General features: G+C 69.4%; 18 protein-coding genes and 1 pseudogene. 8 read left to right on the top strand and 11 right to left on the bottom strand.

Features of this window, described 5'->3' with window-relative positions; translation table 11 throughout:
* Positions 1 to 84: 84 nt before the first annotated feature.
* Entirely contained in the window at positions 85 to 819 is a 735-nt protein-coding gene (locus tag OHT57_RS12735; RefSeq protein ID WP_328746425.1) for a hypothetical protein, read from the top strand.
* A 141-nt stretch (positions 820 to 960) separates the two neighbouring features.
* On the top strand, positions 961 to 1,998 hold the full coding sequence (locus OHT57_RS12740) for a tyrosine-type recombinase/integrase (RefSeq protein ID WP_328746427.1): 1,038 nt from the start codon (positions 961 to 963) through the stop codon (positions 1,996 to 1,998).
* Between the two features lie 23 nt (positions 1,999 to 2,021).
* Here the strand turns inward: OHT57_RS12740 and OHT57_RS12745 are convergent, their stop codons facing one another.
* The 3 genes from OHT57_RS12745 to OHT57_RS12755 all read right to left on the bottom strand — a co-directional run bounded on the left by OHT57_RS12745 (position 2,022) and on the right by OHT57_RS12755 (position 4,524).
* On the bottom strand, positions 2,022 to 2,558 hold the full coding sequence (locus OHT57_RS12745) for a hypothetical protein (protein ID WP_328746429.1): 537 nt from the start codon (positions 2,556 to 2,558) through the stop codon (positions 2,022 to 2,024).
* 81 nt (positions 2,559 to 2,639) lie between these two features.
* The gene (locus OHT57_RS12750) at positions 2,640 to 2,915 is read right to left on the bottom strand and encodes a helix-turn-helix domain-containing protein (RefSeq protein ID WP_328746431.1); all 276 of its coding nucleotides are present in this window, start codon (positions 2,913 to 2,915) and stop codon (positions 2,640 to 2,642) included.
* A gap of 88 nt (positions 2,916 to 3,003) precedes the next feature.
* Positions 3,004 to 4,524, bottom strand: coding sequence for a recombinase family protein (locus tag OHT57_RS12755; protein ID WP_328746433.1), 1,521 nt, complete (start codon positions 4,522 to 4,524; stop codon positions 3,004 to 3,006).
* Between the two features lie 32 nt (positions 4,525 to 4,556).
* Between OHT57_RS12755 and OHT57_RS12760 the strand changes: the two are divergent.
* The 4 genes and pseudogenes from OHT57_RS12760 to OHT57_RS12775 all read left to right on the top strand — a co-directional run.
* A pseudogene (locus tag OHT57_RS12760) lies at positions 4,557 to 4,742 on the top strand (MBL fold metallo-hydrolase); the annotation flags it as partial.
* 350 nt (positions 4,743 to 5,092) lie between these two features.
* The gene (locus tag OHT57_RS12765) at positions 5,093 to 5,977 is read left to right on the top strand and encodes an ABC transporter substrate-binding protein (protein ID WP_328746435.1); all 885 of its coding nucleotides are present in this window, start codon (positions 5,093 to 5,095) and stop codon (positions 5,975 to 5,977) included.
* The gene (locus OHT57_RS12770; protein ID WP_328746437.1) at positions 5,974 to 6,864 is read left to right on the top strand and encodes an amino acid ABC transporter permease; all 891 of its coding nucleotides are present in this window, start codon (positions 5,974 to 5,976) and stop codon (positions 6,862 to 6,864) included. The genes OHT57_RS12765 and OHT57_RS12770 overlap by 4 nt, the downstream gene beginning before the upstream one ends.
* Positions 6,861 to 7,613: an amino acid ABC transporter ATP-binding protein gene (locus OHT57_RS12775; RefSeq protein ID WP_328746439.1), complete on the top strand. Its 753-nt coding sequence runs from the start codon at positions 6,861 to 6,863 to the stop codon at positions 7,611 to 7,613. The genes OHT57_RS12770 and OHT57_RS12775 overlap by 4 nt, the downstream gene beginning before the upstream one ends.
* A gap of 35 nt (positions 7,614 to 7,648) precedes the next feature.
* On the opposite strand, the gene aroQ is transcribed toward OHT57_RS12775, so the two are convergent.
* Positions 7,649 to 8,122 carry a type II 3-dehydroquinate dehydratase gene (aroQ, locus tag OHT57_RS12780; RefSeq protein WP_328746441.1) on the bottom strand — a complete coding sequence of 158 codons (474 nt, stop codon included), beginning with the start codon at positions 8,120 to 8,122 and terminating at the stop codon, positions 7,649 to 7,651.
* Between the two features lie 85 nt (positions 8,123 to 8,207).
* Here aroQ and OHT57_RS12785 point away from each other — a divergent pair, with 85 nt between their 5' ends.
* Both OHT57_RS12785 and OHT57_RS12790 read left to right on the top strand, forming a co-directional pair.
* A complete protein-coding gene (locus OHT57_RS12785; protein WP_328746443.1) occupies positions 8,208 to 9,254 on the top strand; it encodes a S66 family peptidase in 1,047 nt (348 codons plus the stop codon).
* 61 nt (positions 9,255 to 9,315) lie between these two features.
* Positions 9,316 to 10,638: an MFS transporter gene (locus OHT57_RS12790; RefSeq protein WP_328746445.1), complete on the top strand. Its 1,323-nt coding sequence runs from the start codon at positions 9,316 to 9,318 to the stop codon at positions 10,636 to 10,638.
* On the opposite strand, the gene OHT57_RS12795 is transcribed toward OHT57_RS12790, so the two are convergent.
* The 7 genes from OHT57_RS12795 to OHT57_RS12825 form a co-directional block, all read right to left on the bottom strand.
* Positions 10,628 to 11,719 (bottom strand): calcium:proton antiporter, encoded by a 1,092-nt coding sequence (locus OHT57_RS12795; RefSeq protein WP_328746447.1) that lies wholly within the window; start codon positions 11,717 to 11,719, stop codon positions 10,628 to 10,630. The two genes, OHT57_RS12790 and OHT57_RS12795, sit on opposite strands and share 11 nt — an antisense overlap.
* A gap of 46 nt (positions 11,720 to 11,765) precedes the next feature.
* Positions 11,766 to 12,068 carry a hypothetical protein gene (locus tag OHT57_RS12800; protein ID WP_328746449.1) on the bottom strand — a complete coding sequence of 101 codons (303 nt, stop codon included), beginning with the start codon at positions 12,066 to 12,068 and terminating at the stop codon, positions 11,766 to 11,768.
* Positions 12,069 to 12,198: 130 nt separating this feature from the next.
* Positions 12,199 to 13,200, bottom strand: a complete 1,002-nt coding sequence (locus OHT57_RS12805) for a TerC/Alx family metal homeostasis membrane protein (RefSeq protein ID WP_328746452.1) — start codon at positions 13,198 to 13,200, stop codon at positions 12,199 to 12,201.
* 227 nt (positions 13,201 to 13,427) lie between these two features.
* Positions 13,428 to 15,533: a TerD family protein gene (locus OHT57_RS12810; RefSeq protein ID WP_328753186.1), complete on the bottom strand. Its 2,106-nt coding sequence runs from the start codon at positions 15,531 to 15,533 to the stop codon at positions 13,428 to 13,430.
* A 51-nt stretch (positions 15,534 to 15,584) separates the two neighbouring features.
* Entirely contained in the window at positions 15,585 to 16,163 is a 579-nt protein-coding gene (locus OHT57_RS12815; protein WP_328746454.1) for a TerD family protein, read from the bottom strand.
* 134 nt (positions 16,164 to 16,297) lie between these two features.
* On the bottom strand, positions 16,298 to 18,418 hold the full coding sequence (uvrB, locus tag OHT57_RS12820; protein WP_328746456.1) for an excinuclease ABC subunit UvrB: 2,121 nt from the start codon (positions 18,416 to 18,418) through the stop codon (positions 16,298 to 16,300).
* A gap of 73 nt (positions 18,419 to 18,491) precedes the next feature.
* Positions 18,492 to 19,364: an MHYT domain-containing protein gene (locus OHT57_RS12825; protein WP_328746459.1), complete on the bottom strand. Its 873-nt coding sequence runs from the start codon at positions 19,362 to 19,364 to the stop codon at positions 18,492 to 18,494.
* Positions 19,365 to 19,423 lie beyond the last annotated feature (59 nt).

The following is a 19,423-nucleotide window of genomic DNA, read 5'->3' on the forward strand; positions in this document are numbered from 1 at the left end:
CTGCAACATGGTTGGTCGCTTGCATCACACACCCGCCGGGCTGGCCTGTTGACCATGGGAACGGCCAGTTGAGATGCTCAGCAAGTGACCAACCCCGATTCGACCCCGCCACCGCGCTCACCAAGCGGCTTCATCAGCGCGGAGCGGGCCCAAGTCCTGCGGCGCATGGAGCCAGTCCGGGAGGCTGCCACCCAAGCCCTGCCGGTCCGCCTGTACCACCCGCTCGACGACGCCGACGCAGGCGTCATCGCGCACTTCAGCTACACCCCGGAGGGTGAGGGCTGGTCCGTATTCGGGGATGTAACCCGGGGTTCCCGCGGGCTCGTAATTTCCCGCCTCCAGATCACCCCGGCGGGCGATTCGAGCGGAGTGACTGGCGGCTTGCTCCGCAAGATCCCGGTGGGCGAAGTCCTTGCCGCCGTGCGGCTGAACGCGGCCTGGGAGACAGCGGCGAAGGAAGCCACACGTCTGGTTCTCGGACAAGAGCCGGCCAAAGGGCTGTTCGGCGAGGGCGACGATAAGACGCCGCGCCGCGGAGGCCGCGCCCCGATCACTTCCGATCTTCTGCGCGAGGTGGCCGAGACGTACCTGGAAGAGACTGCGCCGGGTAAGCCCGCAGGCGGCATGAAGCGCATGGCGGAGCGCTTCGGCCGGCCCGAGGAGACCCTGCGGACATGGGTGACCCGGGCCCGGAAGGACGGATGGCTCGGCCCGAGCGCGAAAGGGCGCGCGGGCGCCGAACCAGGGCCCCGGCTGGTGCTGTACCGGATCGAGAAAGAGGGGCCCGGGAGCAGCCTCAAGCAGACGGGCGAGGAGTAGCCAACCGAGACCTAAAGGCTCGCGCCATCACGGTGCGGGCCTTTTTCCGTTCCCGCCGCGAGAGATCCCTAGGGATCCCCCCTGGCTACTGATAATCTTTATTCTCTGGAGCTAGAACGGGGCAGTAGCGAGGGGGAGTTCATGACCGAGTTGGAGCGCCACGAGCAGCCGGCTGCACTGGCAGTCCGGCAGCTGTCGCCCGAGGCGCGGGCCGCCCTCGCCGCCGGCCGCGCCGACTCCACACGGAGGGCGTACCGCGAAGACCGGGAGGCATACCTCGCATGGTGCGCCAAGCGGCGCGAGCAGCCGCTGCCGGCGACGCAGGAAATGCTCGTCGAGTACGTCACGCATCTGACGCGCACGCCCCGGCCGCGCACGGGCAGGCCCTCGGCGCCGAGCTCCCTTGAGCGGATGCTGTCCGCCATCACGACCATGCATGCAGAGCTGAACCTGCCGAAGCCGGAGACGAAGGGCGCCCGCACGGTCATCGCCGGGTACAAGCACCAGCTGGCCATCGACAAGAAGCCCGGAGGCAAGCAGCGTCAGGTCAAGGCGGCGCTGCCGACCGCGCTGCGGAAGATGCTTGACGTCCTCGATCGGGACACCCTCATCGGAAAACGGGACGCGGCCATGCTGCTCCTCGGCTACGCAGCCGCGACACGCTCCTCGGAGCTGATCGGTCTCGACATCGGCGAACCGACCGAGTGCGACGAGGGATACATCATCTCGATCTACCGCGTGAAGATGAAGAAGTTCACTGACTCCGCCATCCCCTACGGCAAGAACCCCGCCACCTGCCCGGTGCGCGCCCTGCGCTCTCTGATCACCGCCATGCGCGAGGCGGGCCGCACCGAAGGGCCGCTGTTCGTGCGGATCGACCGCCACGGCCGTATCGCCCCGCCGATGATGCGGCGAGGCAAGCCGATCGGTGACCCGTCCGGCCGGCTCACTGCTGACGCAGCCTCGGACGTCATCGAGCGCCTGGCGGAAGCCGCCGGGTTCGAGGGGCGGTGGCGCGGCCACTCGCTGCGCCGCGGGTTCGCCACAGCAGCACAGCGCGGCGGCGCCTCCCTGGTCCGCACCGCCAGGCAAGGCGGCTGGGCGGACAACTCGACCTCTCTGGCCCGGTACTTCGACGAAGGCGACCCGTGGGAGGACAACCCCGTCATGGGGCTGTGAGCGGCAGGGCGGATGCCAGCCCGTCAGTCGGCCTTGCCGTAGAAAGCTGCCCTCAGCTCGCGGACAGCTGCCGTGATCTCTTCGTCGCCCTTGTCTTCCAGCGCGGCATCCATCAGCCGCTGCGCTGCCCCGGCCATGGCTTTGTCCTCCACCATCCCCAGCGGAAGTCCAACCGCCGACACGCGCGCCATGTGCGCGGTCATCTCGACACCTTCAGTGAGGGTGCGACGGTCCCACGCATCTACGATCCGCATGGCCGGCGCCAGCGCTGCGGAAGCCGCTTCCCAGTTCCGGCCCCGCGCGCTCCATGCCGACCAGAACTCCACTCCGGCCACCGACAGGGTGCGGAACTTGGCCCTGCGGCTCAAGTGGGCTTCGCGGTAGATCCTGCGCGCCCGCTCCAGATCCATGATCTCGACGACCAGCTGCTGCATCAGGGCGAGAAGGCGCGCCCGCTCGGCCTTCTTGTCGGAGCGCCGCTGCTGGAAGTACGACAGGCAGAACCCTATGACGATCCCCAACGGCCCCGCGATCAAGCCGTTGACAACTACTTCTCTCATGGCCACAGCATGCCGGATGTCTGAGGCCGTCTCGCGCGGTGCGACAGGCAGCAAGGGGCACGCAGCTCGCGTGCCCCTTCGTCATGCGCCAGTACGCGCTGGGTGGTTGTGGCCGGCATCGTCGACCGCGCAGCCGAGCAGGAGAGCCGCCTCGTCGTCGTCGAGGGCGAGCACGATGCACAGGGCCTGCGCCACGGCGAGGGACGGACACCGGGCGGAGTCCTCCAGCTTGGTGACGTAGGCCCGCCGTACCCCTGCGGCCGTGGCAACAGCGGACTGCGACAGGCGCGCACGGCCGCGAGCAGCGCGAAGCATCGGGCCGAGCGCGTCGGGCGGGATGCGCCTCTCTCGGATCATGGTCAACTCGGGCTCCACAGGTGCCGATTCGGAGGTACTGACTCCATTGTCCCCTCCGAATCGGCGGCCACATAGGCACCGGGCCCGCCTACGCGGCGAGTTCCCTGCCGTGCCAGCCGACGTCGATGGTGGTGTGGTCGAAGCCGGGGCCGCGGACCGAGGTCGGGTGGATCCGCACCCGGAAGCTCAACGCTTCGAGCACGCGCCGCTTTCGCTGTACGGTCAGCGCCGGCCACTTCTCCCGCACCTGCTCGCCGATCAGCCCGTCGAGCGCGGTCAGGTCGACCGGCTGCAGCTTCTTCGCCTCCGCCTGCGCGGCCGTGATGTCGTCGGCCAGCTTCCGCGTGATCCGGTGCAGCTGGTCGCGGGTGATGCTGCCGTCCGCGTAGTCGTCGGCCGCCAGGCCCTGTCGGATCCGCAGCGCCTCGACCCGCTCCATCGCGGCCAGGGCGCCGGACCTGTCGCCGGCGAAGATGTCCGCGGCGGCCGGATCGGACAGCACCTCGATGACGATTCCGTCGATGTACCCGTTGAGGGCTTCCTCGTTGCGCCCGACGCAGCCCTTCCCGTCGCAGATGTAGGTGGGCTTCTTCGTGCCGCGCTTGGCGTTCCCGCGCAGGGCCACCCGGATCTGCTGGCCGCACGGCCCGCACGTCGCCACCTCGCCCCACGTCAGCAGGTGCTTACGCTGCCCCGGGCTGCTGCTCGTCGCCTCGCCGCCGGCGAACATGTCCTCAAGCCGGGCGTGCTGCTCGATGGACAGCAGCGCCGGCCACGCCGCCTTGTACTCGAGGCCCTGGTGTACGCGGACGCCGATGTTGGCCTTCCGCAGGACCAGCTTCTTCACGCTGCCCTTGCCCCAGCGCCGGCCGTCTGCGTTCTGGAGGATGCTGCGCTTCTTCCGCTTCATGCCCGTCCCGGGGGCGGGCAGGCCGCGGCCGTTGAAGTCGTCCTCGATCGCCATCTGCGCCTCTCCGGAGAGGAGTCGGCGGGCTGCTTCGCGGACGGTGCCAGCCTGCTCGAGATGCTCGATGTCGTCGAAGCCGATGACCTTGCCGTCGTCGTCGTGCCGGTAGACGCGGCGCCAGCCGTAGGAAACGGGCCCGTTGGCGCGGCCTTCCTCGGCGCGCTCGAGCGCGGCACGGGCGACGCGCTCCGACTTCACCTCGGACTCGGCGGTATCGCTCTCGCCGAGATTCGCCAGCTGCGAGCGGTCGGAGGCCTTGGCCATGTTGAAGTAGCCGCCGGACTCGAAGCCGACGAACGCCTTGACACCTCGCAGGTCTTCGATGGCCTGCGCCCGCTCGACGCGCAGCCGCCACAGCCGGGAAGGGTGGTAGGCGCCGACAACGACCCGCACGCCCGGCTGTTGTGCGGCAGCGAGCGCGGCGGCCATCATCTTGTCGTACTCGGGACGCTCTTCCCCGCTGTGGGCGGACCGGTCGTTCTCGACCCACTCGCCGGCTATCTCGCCGCCGATCTCCTCGACAGCCCAGTGGCGGAGGTCTTTGAGCTGGCGGCCCACACCGCGGCGTTGGTCGAGCGGGTCTTCGCTGATCCGGGCGTAGAGGAAGACGAGGATGCGGAGCGCGGTGACGGTGGCGGCCATGGTCAAGTATTACCCGACAAGTGCCTTTCGGATTCCCGGGCGGCGTGGGCAACACCCGCAAGGATCCGGAGGCGTTCGCCAGCCTGATCCACGATGTCGAGACGAAGATCTTCGGCGAACTGCCGGACGAGACCTGGGTGTACCCGGGGCACGGCGACGACACGTCGCTGGGCGCGGAAAGGCCGCATCTTCCGGAGTGGCACGCGCGGGGGTGGTGAACACCGGCGGGCGCCTCTGAATGCGTTCCTGCCTGCGCGTCCGAATCCGATCCGGCGTGCGGCCGGCGCCCCCGCTTCGGCTCACGCGCCCCGTGTGAACGATTCACACGAGCCGGTGTTACACGCGCGCTCCCGGCGCAGGTGGTTGCGCAGTCAACTGGAGGCAGCCCCGCACAGGAAGACGGCTCCTGGGCGGTACGGGCCGCCGGTCTTTCGATCCCCGCCCTCGACCGGCGGCCCCGGCCTCCTGGCCGAAAAGTGTTCACGGAAACGAAACACCCGTTCCCAATATGCGGACAATTGGCCTTGTGACCTCGACAAACGGGACAGTGGACTGTCACTCTCCCGCCATGCACATCGCCCCTCGCGCACTGCGCCGCGCCGCCGCCGCGACCTCCATTGCCCTGCTCGCCACCGCCGTCGGCTGCGCTCCGCAGCCGGAGGACGACGCGAGCTCGAAGGCCTCGACGTCGACCGGCACCACATGCGCCAAGGGCAAGTTGGCCACCCGGACCTCCGGCAAGCTGACGATCGCGACCGACGAGCCCGCGTACGAGCCGTGGTTCAAGGACGACAAGCCCGCCAACGGCAAGGGCTTCGAGTCGGCCGTCGCCTACGCCGTGGCGAAGCAGCTCGGCTACGACAAGAGCGCCGTCGTCTGGCAGAGCGTCCCCTTCAACAAGGCCTTCGCGCCCGGGGAGAAGACCTTCGACTTCGACATCAACCAGGTGTCGATCAGCACCGAGCGCAAGAAGGCCGTGGACTTCTCGTCCGGCTACTACGACGTGCGCCAGGCCGTCATCGCGCTCAAGGGTTCCAAGGCCGCCAAGGCGACGAGCATCGCGGATCTGAAGGGCCTCAAGCTGGGCGCCCAGGTCGGCACGACCAGCCTCAACTACATCGAGGACGTGGTGAAGCCGACCCGGGAGGCCGCCGCGTACGCCAAGAACGACCAGGCCAAGTCCGCGCTGGAGAACAAGCAGGTGGACGCCATCGTCGTCGACCTGCCGACCGCCTTCTACATCACGGCGGCCGAGGTGACGGACGGCACGATCGTCGGGCAGTTCGAGAACCAGGGCGGCACACCGGAGCAGTTCGGGCTCGTGCTCGACAAGGGCAGCGCGCTCACCTCCTGCGTGACGGCCGCCGTGGACACACTGCGCAAGAACGGCACGCTCGCCAAGCTGGAGCAGCAGTGGCTGTCGGACGCCGTCGACGCCCCGGTGCTCAAGTGACGCTCACGAAGGACGAGGCCGGCCAGGAGGACACGGGCGACTCCTACACCCCCTCGCAGCGGCGGGTCGAACGGGAGCGTCTCAAACGTGCCCGCACCCGCCGCGCGACGGCGATCGCCGCGGTCTCGACCCTGGTCACCGCCGTGGTTCTCTACGTGGTCGTCGTCAGCGCGCCCGGCTGGCCGCGCACCAAGGAGACGTTCTTCAACGGTCAGTACGCGCGCGAGGCGTTCCCCAAGGTCCTCGAAGGGCTGTGGCTGAACGTCCGGCTGCTGCTGATCTGCGGTGTCGCCGTGCTGGTGCTCGGCATGCTGATCGCCATCGCGCGCACGCTGCGCGGACCGGTCTTCTTCCCGCTGCGTGTGCTGGCCGCCGCCTACACGGACTTCTTCCGCGGGCTCCCGCTCATCATCAACCTCATGATCGTCGTCCTGGGCGTCCCGGCGCTGCGGCTCCAGGGCGTGACGGTCGACCCGGTGTGGCTGGGCGGGACCGCTCTCACGCTGACGTACTCGGCGTACGTGGCCGAGGTGTTCCGCGCCGGCATCGAGTCCGTGCACCCCTCGCAGCGCGCCGCGGCCCGCTCGCTCGGGCTCTCCAACCGGCAGGCGCTGCGGTACGTGGTGCTGCCGCAGGCGGTACGCCGCCAGGTGCCGCCCCTGCTGAACGACCTGGTGTCGCTCCAGAAGGACACCGGTCTCGTGTCGATCGGCGGCGCGATCGACGCCGTACGGGCCGCCGACATCATCGTCGGGCGCAGCCTCAACTACACGCCGTACATCGTCGCGGGCCTGGTGTTCGTGGCGCTGACCATCCCGATGACCCGGTTCACGGACTGGGTGACGGCACGGATGGACCGCCGGCAGGCCCAGGGAGGGACCACATGAGCGACGCACCGGTGCTGCGGATGGAGTCCGTCCGCAAGACCTTCGGCGACACGGTCGTGCTGCGGGACGTCGATCTGGAGGTCGCCCCGCACACGGTGACCGCGCTGATCGGCGCCTCCGGCTCGGGCAAGTCGACGCTGCTTCGCTGCGCCAACCTCCTGGAGGAGATCGACGACGGCGCCATCTGGCTGGACGGCGAGGAGATCACCGATCCGCGCGCCGACCAGGACGCGGTACGGCGCCGTATCGGCGTGGTCTTCCAGGCGTACAACCTCTTTCCGCACATGACGGTTCTGGAGAACATCACGCTGGCCCCGCGCCGGGTGCACGGCGTGGCCCGCGCGGAGGCCGAGGGGCATGCACGCGAGCTCCTGGAGCGGCTCGGGCTCGCCGGGAGGGCGGGCGAGTACCCCGACCGGCTCAGCGGCGGTCAGCAGCAGCGGGTGGCGATCGTGCGGGCCCTCGCCGTACGTCCCCGGCTGCTGTTGTTCGACGAGATCACCGCGGCCCTCGATCCGGAGCTGGTGGGCGAGGTGCTGAACGTCGTGCGCGACCTTAAGGGCGACGGCATGACCATGGTGCTTGCCACGCACGAGATGGGCTTCGCGCGTGAGGTCGCCGACCAGGTCTGTTTTCTGGACTCGGGCGTGGTGCTGGAGCGCGGGAGTGCCGAGCAGATCTTCGGCGACCCGCGTGAGGAGCGCACTCAGCGCTTCCTGCGACGGATCGTTGAGGCGGGGCGCCTGTAGGAGCGGTAAGGACCGCGCGTCCAGGACGTCGGTCCTTACACGTCGGCCCGTGTCGGCCCCGCCAGCGCCGCGACCCGCTCCACTCCGAAGACGTAGCCCTGCACCCCGCATCCCGCGATGACGCCGTCGGCGCGCAGCGAGACGTAGGAGTGGTGCCGGAAGGACTCGCGCTGGTGGATGTTGGAGATGTGCACCTCCAGCACCGGCAGTCCGTCGCAGGTGTTGAGCGCGTCCAGGATGGCCACCGACGTATGGGAGTAGGCACCGGGGTTGATGACGATCCCGCAGTGGTTCAGCCGCGCCTCCTGGATCCAGTCGACCAGCTCCCCCTCGTGGTTGGACTGCCGGAAGTCCACCGTGCCGCCGTGCGCGGCCGCCGCCTTGGCGCACAGTGCCTCGACGTCGGCCAGTGTGTCCTTGCCGTAGATCTCCGGCTGACGCTGACCCAGCAGGTTCAGGTTGGGGCCGTTCAGGATCATGATCGGGGCGCTGGCAAGGGTGCGGGGCACGGTTCCTCCGGTCCGGTGGGAGCGGCTGCTCAGGTCCCGGTTTATCACGGTGCGGGGCGCGCGGTGCGGCCCGTACCCTCCCCGCATGACGACGATCTCGTACCCGCCCAAGCCGGTGCCCGGCGACCGCATAGCCGTCATCTCCCCCGGCGCCGGCCTGCCCGGGCTCTTCCCGCGCCCCTTCGAACTGGGCCTGGAGCGGCTGCGCAAGGAGTACGGGCTCGAACCGGTCGAGTATCCGACGACCCGCAGGATGGGCTCGACGCCGAAGGACCGCGCCTCCGACGTCAACGCGGCGTTCGCCGACCCGGACATCAAGGTGGTCATGGCGTCCATCGGCGGCGACGACCAGATCACCGTGCTGCCGTTCCTGGACCGGGAGTTGATCCGGGCGAACCCGAAGCCGTTCTTCGGGATGAGCGACAACACGAACCTGCTGGCGTACCTGTACAGCACCGGCATCGTCGGGTTCCACGGGGCGACCGTGATGACCGCGCTGGGACGCCCGGTGGCCATGGACGCGCTGACCGCCGCCTCCCTGCGGGCGGCGCTGTTCACCTCCGGCACGTACGAACTCACCGCCGCCGAGCGCTGGAACGACGTCAACCGCGACTGGGCGGACCCCGCGACCTTCGACGCGGAGCCCGAGACGCGGCCCGGCAGCGGCTGGACCTGGGTGAACGCCGACCGGGTGGTGGAGGGCCGCAGTTGGGGCGGCTGTCTGGAGATCCTCGGATGGCTGCTGATGGCCGACCGCGAGATCGCACGCGACCTGAGCGTGTACGACGGCGGAGTGCTGCTCCTGGAGACCTCGGAGGACATGCCGAGCGACGTCGAGGTCTTCAGCACGCTGCGGAACATGGGCGAGCGCGGACTGCTGGAACGCTTCTCCGCGCTGCTGATGGGACGCCCCAAGAGCTGGTCCTTCGAGCACCCCAACAGCCCCGAGGAGGCGGCTCGTTACGCCACCGACCAGCGCGAGGCCGTGCTTCGGGTCATGCGCATGTATGCCCCCGACACGACCATCGTCTTCGATGTGGACTACGGGCACACCGATCCCCAACTGGTCATCCCCTACGGCGGCGTCGTCCGCGTCGACGGCCCCGCCCGGCGCATCACCGTCACGTACTGATTCCGCCCGCACCCGCTCGCACGCCCCGTAACCCCTGGTGACTGAGGGTGGTTGACGCGGCATGCACGACGTACGCCCCGTAAGGGCGCCCTCCATGCCGCGGCTCGCGGCCGCCTCGCTCGCCGGAACGGCCATCGAGTTCTACGACTTCTTCGTCTACGGGACGGCCGCGGCTCTGGTCCTGGGGCCGCTGTTCTTCCCGACGTTCTCGCCGGTGGCGGGGACACTGGCCGCCTTCGGGACGTTCGGCGTGGGGTTCCTCGCGCGGCCGCTCGGGTCGGTGCTGTTCGGGCACATCGGGGACCGGCACGGACGGCGTCCGGTCCTCGTTGCCTCACTGCTGCTGACCGGCGCCGCGACCGTCGCGGTCGGCTGTGTGCCGACGTACGACACGATCGGCGTGGCCGCGCCCGTACTGCTCCTGGTGCTGCGCTTTCTTCAGGGACTGGGGCTGGGCGGGGAGTGGGGCGGTGCCGTCCTGCTGATCGCGGAGCACGCGCCCGCCGAGCGGCGCGGACTGTGGACGAGCTTCCCGCAGGTGGGGCCCGCGCTGGGTTTTCTGCTCGCCAACGGGGTGGTGCTGACGCTGTCGGCCACGCTGTCCGAGGCGCAGTTCGCACAGTGGGGCTGGCGGGTGCCGTTCTGGGCGGCCGGGGTGCTGGCGGTGGTGGGGCTGTGGCTGCGCGCCTCGCTCACGGAGAGCCCTGGTTTCCTGGAGCTCGACGACCACGCGCGCGTGCCGTTCGTCGAGGTGGCGCGCGACCACTGGCGGCTCGTTCTGCTGACGGCCGGAGCGCTCGCCGTCGGGTACGCGATCTTCTACGCCGTGACGACCTGGTCCCTCGCCTATGGCACGGAGCAGCTCGGGGTGAGCCGTACCGTCATGCTGACCTGCATCATGGCCGCGGTGCTGGTGAAGGGCTCGCTCACACCGGTGGCGGCACTGCTCGGGGACCGGTACGGGCGGCGGCCCCTGTGTCTGGCCGGGTGTGCGGCGGCCGCGCTGTGGATGTTCCCGATGGTGGCGCTGCTCGCGACCGGGAAGCCGCTGTTGATGTTCCTCGGCTTCCTGGGCGCGATGATCGCGTTCATCACGATGTTCGCGGTGATCGCCGCGTACCTGCCGGAGCTGTACGAGCCGCGGGTGCGCTGCACCGGCGCGGCGGTCGGTTACAACCTCGGCGGGGTGATCGGAGGCGCGCTCACGCCGATCGTGGCGACGGCTCTGGTGGAGCAGGGCGGGCGGGTGCCCTGGGGGGTGGGGGCGTATCTGACCGGGATCGCGCTGCTCAGTCTGGGGTGTTTCGCATTGCTGCCGGAGACGCGTCCGGTGCCCGTCGCGGTGGCCGAGCCGGTCATGGAGCGATCTGCCGTCACGGATTGATCGCCAGCTCCAGGTAGGCCGCGAACAGCACGAGATGGACACCGCCCTGGAGCGGTGTCGCCCGGCCCGGCACCACGGTCAGCGAACTCACCACCACGGTCAGGGCGAGCAGCACCATATGGGTGGCGCCGAGGCCGAGGACGAGCGGGCCGGAGAGCCAGACGGATGCCAGGGCGACCGCGGGGATGGTCAGGCCGATGCTGGCCATGGCCGAACCGAGGGCGAGGTTGAGGCTCGTCTGCACGCGGTCGCGGCGCGCGGAGCGCAGGGCCGCGATGGTCTCGGGGAGCAGCACCAGCAGGGCGATGATCACGCCCACGACGGCATGCGGAAGGCCGGCCTTGGAGACCCCGGACTCGATGGTCGGCGAGACGCCCTTGGCCAGACCGACGACCCCGATCAGGGCCAGTCCCAGCAGGGTCAGGCTGATCAGCGCGGTACGGGCGGTGGGCAGGTCGGCGTGGTCGTCGGCGGTGATGACCTCGCCCTGGTGGGTGACCGGGAGGAAGTAGTCGCGGTGCCGTACGGTCTGGGTCGCCACGAACAGGCCGTACAGGACCAGCGAGGAGAGCGCGGCGAAGGTGAGCTGGGTGGTGGAGAACTCCGGGCCCGGCTTGCTCGTCGTGAACGTCGGCAGCACCAGGCTCAGCGTGGCCAGGGTGGCGACCGTGGCGAGGGCCGCGCCGGTGCCCTCGGGGTTGAAGACCGCGGTGCCGTGGCGCAGTGAGGCCACGAGGAGACTGATGCCGACGATGCCGTTGCAGGTGATCATCACGGCCGCGAAGACCGTGTCCCTGGCCAGGGTCGAACTCTTGTCGCCGCCGTCCGCCATCAGTGTGACGATCAGGGCGACCTCGATGATCGTGACGGCGACGGCGAGGACGAGTGATCCGAAGGGCTCGCCGACCCGGTGGGCGATCACTTCGGCGTGGTGCACGGCGGCCAGTACGGCTCCCGCGAGGACCAGCGTCACGAGGGCGACGGCCGCGCCTGGCAGATCGCGGCCCCAGGTGAACACCAGCAGAAGGACAGCGAGCACCGGAACTGCGGACGTCCATCTGTTCGTGAGCCTGGCGAGCATGCAGAGATCGTCGCAGAGGCGAACCGGCTGCGCACTATGCCCGGCGCTACTTGAGCTCGCCCGATTCCAGGACGTCGTAGTTGGTGTAGACGCGGTCACCGATGCACAGCGCCCCCAGCCTCTCTGCCAGTTCGCCGGTCTCGGGGGCGTCGCTGTTGCGCATGGCCTCGTCGTACGACTCGAATTCGAGCAGCGCCGCATAGCGGTTGGGGTGGTCTCGGTCCTTCAGGAGCATGCGGTACGTCGGGCCACCCGGCTTGCCCGCGTTGTGCTGCTCCGCCTCCTGGAGCACCTGCTTCATGTCCTCCAGGCGCTCGGTCTCGAAACCGACGATCTGCACGAACTTCATGAGTGTCTCCAGCCGGCCACGGCGCCCCCTGGCCGGGGAACGCGCTCTGGAACCAAACAAGCACCGGGAGCGGCACCCGGCAATTCGCCGCGTCCCGCTCCCGGTGGTGATGCTTGGTGCCCGGCCGTGGTCAGGCCTCGATGCTGTCCTTCGAGGCGCCTTCGGTGCCCGCCTGTGCGGCCTCGGCCGCCGCCTGCTTCTTGGAAGCCATCAGGCTAGTGATCGTGGTGACGATCAGGACCGCGCAGATCACGCCGAGCGAGACCGGGATGCTGATCTCGGGGACATGGACCCCGGACTCGTGCAGGGCGTGCAGCACCAGCTTGACGCCGATGAAGCCCAGGATGATCGAGAGGCCGTAGCTGAGGTGGACCAGCTTCCTCAGCAGGCCGCCGATGAGGAAGTACAGCTGACGCAGGCCCATCAGAGCGAACGCGTTGGCGGTGAAGACGATGTACGGGTCCTGCGTCAGGCCGAAGATCGCGGGGATCGAGTCGAGCGCGAACAGCACGTCGGTGGTGCCGATGGCGAGCATCACGACGAGCATCGGGGTCATGACCCGCTTGCCGTTCTCCTCGATCCACAGCTTGGTGCCGTGGTACCGGTCGGCGACACCGAACCTGCGCTCGACGGCCTTGAGCAGCTTGTTCTCCTCGAACTCCTCGTCGTCCTCGTCGGCGCGGGCCTCCTGGATGAGCTTCCAGGCGGTGTAGATGAGGAAGGCGCCGAAGATGTAGAAGACCCAGGCGAAGCTGGCGAGGATGGCGGCGCCCGCGGCGATGAAGATCGCGCGCAGCACCAGGGCTATGAGGACACCGACGAGGAGCACCCGCTGCTGGTACTGCGAGGGCACCGCGAACTTCGCCATGATCAGGACGAAGACGAAGAGGTTGTCCACGCTCAGGGACTTCTCGGTGATGAAGCCCGCGAAGAACTCTCCGCCGGCCTGGCCACCGCCGAAGACGAGCAGGCCGAGACCGAAGAGGCCGGCCAGGGCGATCCAGACGACCGTCCAGATGCCCGCTTCCTTGATGGACACGTCGTGCGGCTTGCGGCCGATGAAGAAGTCGACCGTGATGAGGGCGGCGAGGCCCACGATCGTCAGGACCCACAGGGTCACGGAAACATCCACAGTTCCTCCGGCAATACGTAACGGCAAGTAACCAGCGTCGTCGCGCTGCCGGAGGTCTCTTCCACCCACGGTGGGCCGGCGCCCCGGGATCAGGCCTGATCCGTATTGACGGGAACGCCGCGGTCGACAGGGAGTACTCCCCTCCGTGCTTTCAACCGTACCTCAATCACCAAGTAAAGGTAAAGCGATTGGCAAAAGAAAGGTCAAAATAGCTGGTGGGGGCGGCTTTACGTGTACTTGGCACGGGCCGTCGCGACCTGATTGAGGACCTGCTGGAGCACCTGGCTGCCGAGCGGGACGGAAGCGGGTTCGAACGTCCAGGCATGCCCGACCCACGGGTCGGCGAGGTGGTCGTCGGGCACCGGTGTCAGCCGCATGAGCGAGCGCCACAGCGGGTCCAGGAGCGGGCCGTAGGCGGCGGCCTCCTCACGGTCCGCGACCATCATCAGGTGGACGCCGACGGACGGCCCCTCGTCCGCCAGGTAGCGCAGCTGGGTCACGGCCCTGTCGTCGAAACCGTGCGGGAAGTCGTTGACGATCAGGAGCTGTTCGGAGGTGTCGACGCCGGGCGGGAGGGAGTCGGCCGCGCCGCCGCGCACCGCCATCTGCACCAGGTCGACGCGCTGGGTGAGCCGGGCCAGGACCTCCGCCACACCCGCGGCACCGACGGCGGGCGGGGCCGCGAGCACGCCGGTCTGCGCCAGCGGGACGAGCGCCTGCGCTCCCGAGCCGGCAGGGTCGATGACGTGCAGCGTGTAGTCGCCGGCGGGGTGGACGGCGAGGAGCCGGGCCGCGAGGGCCACGGCCGTGTCCATGGCGAGCCGATGCACTTCGGGGGCATCCAGGAACGAGCCGTCGAGGGTTTCGACGGCTCCGCTGTCGATCCACAGACCGCGCTCCAGTGGCAGCCTGACCAGCATCGGGATACGCAGCTCGGCGCACTCCGGCAGATGCAGATCACCCAGGCGCACCGCCATGGGCACCTCGAACGGCACCCGGTATCCGTGCCAGACGGGGTTGTCCCAACGGGCGTACGCCGGCGGCAGGGCGGGCTCGACCACCTCGGACTCGGCCGTGAGCTGGGCGAGATCCCGGTCGTAGGCCGCGCGGGCCTGTTCGACGAGCTGGGTGTACTTGGCCCGAGCCGCATCCCGCGCGGCGTCGCCCTGTCCACCGATCCGGCTGCGCGGATCGGCAAGGGCCGCGTCGAGTTCCTTCTCCATCCGCGAGTCGGCGAAGTCGACGGCACTACGGTAGGCGGCCGTGGACCGGGCCAGATCCTCGAACATGCCCCACACCTGGTTGTAGAGCCGCTCGTCCATGGACCAGCCGGTCGCGTCCCCGGCGACAGGCTGCGCGGGCTGGCCGGGCCGGGCGGGAGGCACGGGAGGCGGAGGGGTCGGCGGGGCGGCGTCCTGCCGCCGGGGATGGCTGTAGTCGATCGGGCCACCGGCCGAGGGGGACGGTGGCTGGGCGGAGGCGGAGGTGTGCGCGGGCGTCTGGGCGTGACCTGGCTGTGCCGCACCTGCGGCCGGGATGCCCTGCGCGCCGTAGGGAGCGGTGGGCTGCGGGGTGCCGGGGACCGGGCCGCCGGTCGGGGCCGACGGCTGCGGCGGGATGCCGGGTGGCTGTGTGCCGTACGGCGACAGCGGCTGCGGCGGTACGGCACCGGAGGCGCCGTGGGCCGCGGAGGATCCCTGGTCCGGGCCCGGCGCCGGGGTGGCGGTCTGCCGGGAACGGTCGCCGTCCGCCATGACCGGCGGAGCCATCGGTACCGCGCGGGCCAGCCCCCGGGCCACCGCCTCGTGGATGCCGCTCGCGAGTTGGTGGGCCTGTGCGAGGCCCTGATCGGTGAGGAGTTCGGCGAGACCGCCCGCGTACCCCTGGCCGACGGCACGCACCTTCCAGGCGCCCTGGCGGCGGTAGAGCTCCAGCGCGACGACCGCCGACTCGGCGTCCAGGCCGGTGATGGTGTAGCTGGCGAGCTCGATGCCGTCCAGGCCTGTCACCGCGACGAACGGGGCGGCGACGGCGCCGAAGCGCACAGGGCCGCCCGCCGCGGGCAGGGCGAGCAGCACATGGACCCGGTGGACGGCCTCCGGCACGGCGCCGAGATCGACCGCGAGACGGTGATCGGCAGCCGCCTGCCGCGAGACCTCGAGACCCGGCAGGGTGGGGGCGCCCGGGTGGACGACCCACTCCACGCCCTGTACCCGGCCGTGCTCGTCGCCGAGCGTGGCTCCGGCCACGACCGGCGTTCCGGCCGTGATCCGGATCTCGAGACGGGCCTGGGAGAGCGGGTGGTTCTGACCCCGCACCAGCTCGGCCGTCATCGCCTTGTCCCCCTGTGTCATGGTGTCGGTCCGATGCCGCTCGCGGGCCGGTTACAGATGCGGCAGGATCGCCGGCATCAGGTCCTGGAAGGTCCGGCCGCTGGCCGGCGTCCCGAGGGCCGTCAGCGTCCAGCCCGGGCCCGTGCGGTGGACCTTCGCCATGATCTGGGCGGTGTAGGAACCACCCCCGTCGAGCGTGTAGCGGGCGAGTTCCTCGCCATTGGTCTCGTCGACGAGGCGGCAGAAGGCGTTCTGCACCTCCTGGAAGGTCTGGCCCGTGAAGGAGTTCACGGTGAAGACGATCTGGTCGATGTGGACCGGCACACGGGCCAGGTCAACGAGGATGGCCTCGTCGTCCCCGCCCTGGCCGACACCGCCGACGAGGTTGTCACCGGTGTGCTTGACCGAGCCGTCGTCGCTCACCAGGTGGCGGAAGAAGACGACGTCGACGGGCTGCTTGTCCGCGAACAGGACGGCGGAGGCGTCGAGGTCGACCTCCCGCGTGCGCGAGCCGAACAGGCCGCGCCGGGGGGCGGCCTGCCAGCCGAGGCCCATGCGCACCGCGGTCAGGCTGCCTCCGTCGTTCTTCTGCAGACTGATGGCCTGACCCTTGGTCATGTTGACGGTCACGCGCCGAACCCCTCTCGCTGCTGTCCCCTGTTGCCGCGGTGCCCGCGGTAGTCCAGAACCCTACGCAGGGCCGATGACGGTGACGCGGCCCGGACCGCACTTTGTGTCGGTCTTGCAACACAGTGCGATGGACGTCAGGCCAGGCCCGCCTCCTTCATCTGACGGAGTTCCTTCTTCATCTCGGAGACCTCGTCGCGCAGCCGGGCCGCGATCTCGAACTGGAGGTCTGCGGCGGCCGCACGCATGCGTGCGGTCATCTCCTCGATCTGCCCCGTGAGTTCCGCCGCGGGACGGTCCGTCGGCACGGTCTCCTTGGCCTTGCCCTTGGCCGCCTTGCCGCCGAGGGCGGGCACGGGCGCCTTGGCCGCCTTGCCGTCCTTGCCCTTGCGGTAGCCGGAGCCGAGCAGCTGCTCGGTGTCCACGTCCTCACGGGCGATCTGCGCGACGATGTCGTTGATCTTCTTACGGAGCGGCTGGGGGTCGATACCCCGCTCCTTGTTGTACGCGACCTGCTTCTCCCGACGGCGGTTGGTCTCCTCGATGGCCTTCTCCATCGCCGGGGTGATCTTGTCGGCGTACATGTGGACCTCGCCGGAGACATTGCGCGCCGCGCGGCCGATGGTCTGGATCAGGGAGGTACCCGAGCGCAGGAAGCCCTCCTTGTCGGCGTCGAGGATGGCCACCAGGGACACCTCGGGCAGGTCGAGGCCCTCCCGCAGGAGGTTGATGCCGACCAGGACGTCGAACTCGCCGGCGCGCAGCTCACGCAGCAGCTCGACACGGCGCAGGGTGTCGACGTCGCTGTGCAGGTAGCGGACCTGGATGCCGAGCTCCAGGAAGTAGTCGGTGAGGTCCTCGGCCATCTTCTTGGTGAGCGTGGTGACCAGGACGCGCTCGTCCTTGTCGGTGCGCTTGCGGATCTCGTGCACCAGGTCGTCGATCTGGCCCTCGGTGGGCTTGACGACGACCTCGGGGTCGATGAGGCCGGTCGGGCGGATGATCTGCTCCACGGCGCCGTCTCCGCGCGAGAGCTCGTACTTGCCGGGCGTCGCGGACAGGTAGACGGTCTGGCCGATGCGCTCCGTGAACTCCTCCCACTTCAGGGGGCGGTTGTCCAGGGCGGAGGGGAGCCGGAAGCCGTGGTCGACAAGGGTGCGCTTGCGGGAGGCGTCGCCCTCGTACATGGCGCCGATCTGCGGCACCGTGACGTGCGACTCGTCGATGACGAGCAGGAAGTCGTCCGGAAAGTAGTCGAGCAGGGTGTTCGGCGGGGAACCGGGCTCGCGGCCGTCGAAGTGCATCGAGTAGTTCTCGACGCCGGAGCAGGAACCGATCTGGCGGAGCATCTCCAGGTCGTACGTCGTGCGCATGCGCAGCCGCTGGGCCTCCAGGAGCTTGCCCTGCTTGTCCAGCTCGGTGAGGCGCCCGTCCAGCTCCTTCTCGATGTCGGTGACGGCCCGCTCGAGCCGCTCGGGGCCGGCCACGTAGTGGGAGGCCGGGAAGACGTACAGGTGCTCGTCGTCGCTGATGATCTCGCCGGTGAGCGGATGGAGGGTGGACAGCGCCTCGATCTCGTCGCCGAACATCTCGATACGGACGGCGAGTTCCTCGTAGACCGGGAAGATCTCAATGGTGTCGCCGCGGACCCGGAAGGTGCCACGGCTGAATGCCAGGTCGTTGCGTGTGTACTGGATGTCCACGAAGCGGCGCAGCAGCTGGTCGCGGTCCATCTCGTCGCCGACCCGGAGGGGGACCATGCGGTCCACGTACTCCTGGGGGGTGCCGAGGCCGTAGATGCAGGAGACGGAGGCGACCACGATGACGTCACGACGGGTGAGCAGCGAGTTGGTCGCGGAGTGGCGCAGTCGCTCGACCTCCTCGTTGATCGAGGAGTCCTTCTCGATGTAGGTGTCCGACTGCGGGACGTACGCCTCGGGCTGGTAGTAGTCGTAGTACGAGACGAAGTACTCGACGGCGTTGTTCGGCAACAGCTCGCGGAACTCGTTGGCCAGCTGGGCGGCCAACGTCTTGTTCGGTGCCATCACGAGCGTGGGGCGCTGGAGCTTCTCGATCATCCACGCGGTGGTGGCGGACTTTCCGGTGCCGGTCGCGCCGAGCAGGACGACGTCCTTCTCACCTGCCTCGATGCGCTTGGCCAGCTCGGCGATGGCCGCCGGCTGGTCGCCGCTGGGCTGGTAGGAACTGACGACCTCGAAAGGCGCCACCGTGCGTTCGATGTGGGAAACGGGCCGCATGGAGTCAACCGTACGACCCCCCACTGACAACGCGGCCGGATCAGAGGTTCCGAGCGGCGCCGGAGCCGGTGGATCAGCGGTTCTGCGGGGTCCGGGAGTCGCGGTGGGTCACGTCGTGGCGGGTGCGGAGAGCGGGGCGCCGGCCGTCGGCGGAGTGCTGGACGAGTTCGCGTGCGGGCACACCGGGTTTGTTCTCGGCGGGGGACCACACGGGCTTGCCCATCACCATCAGCGGATCGAACATCACGACGACTCCCGCGAGCAGCAGGAAGGCGAGCGGGCCGATCATCATCGGCGCGAGCAGGGAGGCGGGCGAGTCACCCGCGACGGGGGCGGACGAGCTGTGCACGTGGACGCTGAGCGCGGCCATGCCCGTGTAGTGCATGCCCGTGACGGCGAGCCCCATGACGAGGCTCGCGCCCACGCTCCACAGGAACCCCCGGACCTGTCCGGCGGCCCACAGGGCGGCCGTGGCGGCGGCGACTGCTATGACGACTGAGGCGGCGACGGTGAGCGTGTTGTACTCCAGCTGCCCGTTCAGTCGCATGCCGGCCATGCCGAGGTAGTGCATCGAGGCGATGCCCAGTCCGGTGATGGCGCCGCCGGTCATCAGGGCCGTGCCACGCGCCCCTCGGTAACCGACGATGAAGACCCCGACGCCCACCATGACGATGGCGACGCCGAGGCTCGCGAAGGTGATCGCCCGGTCGTAGTGGATCGGCGCCTGCCGGACCTTGAACCCCATCATCGCGACGAAGTGCATGGTCCAGATGCCGGAGCCGATCGCCGCCGAGCCGAGGGCCAGCCAGCCGGGTCGCCAGGACCGGCTGACCAGCATGGATCTGGTGGTGCAGCGCAGGCCGAGGGCACCGCCGAGGCAGGCCATGAGGTAAGCCACCAGCGGTGTGACGAGTCCGTAGCTGAATCCGTCGACCGTGCCTTGCATGCGCGGCTGCCCTTCGCCGTCCTGCTCCTGGAAATCCCTGAAATGTGTCCCTTCCCAGT

It is taken from the genome of Streptomyces sp. NBC_00285 (assembly GCF_036174265.1).
GTDB lineage: Bacteria > Actinomycetota > Actinomycetes > Streptomycetales > Streptomycetaceae > Streptomyces.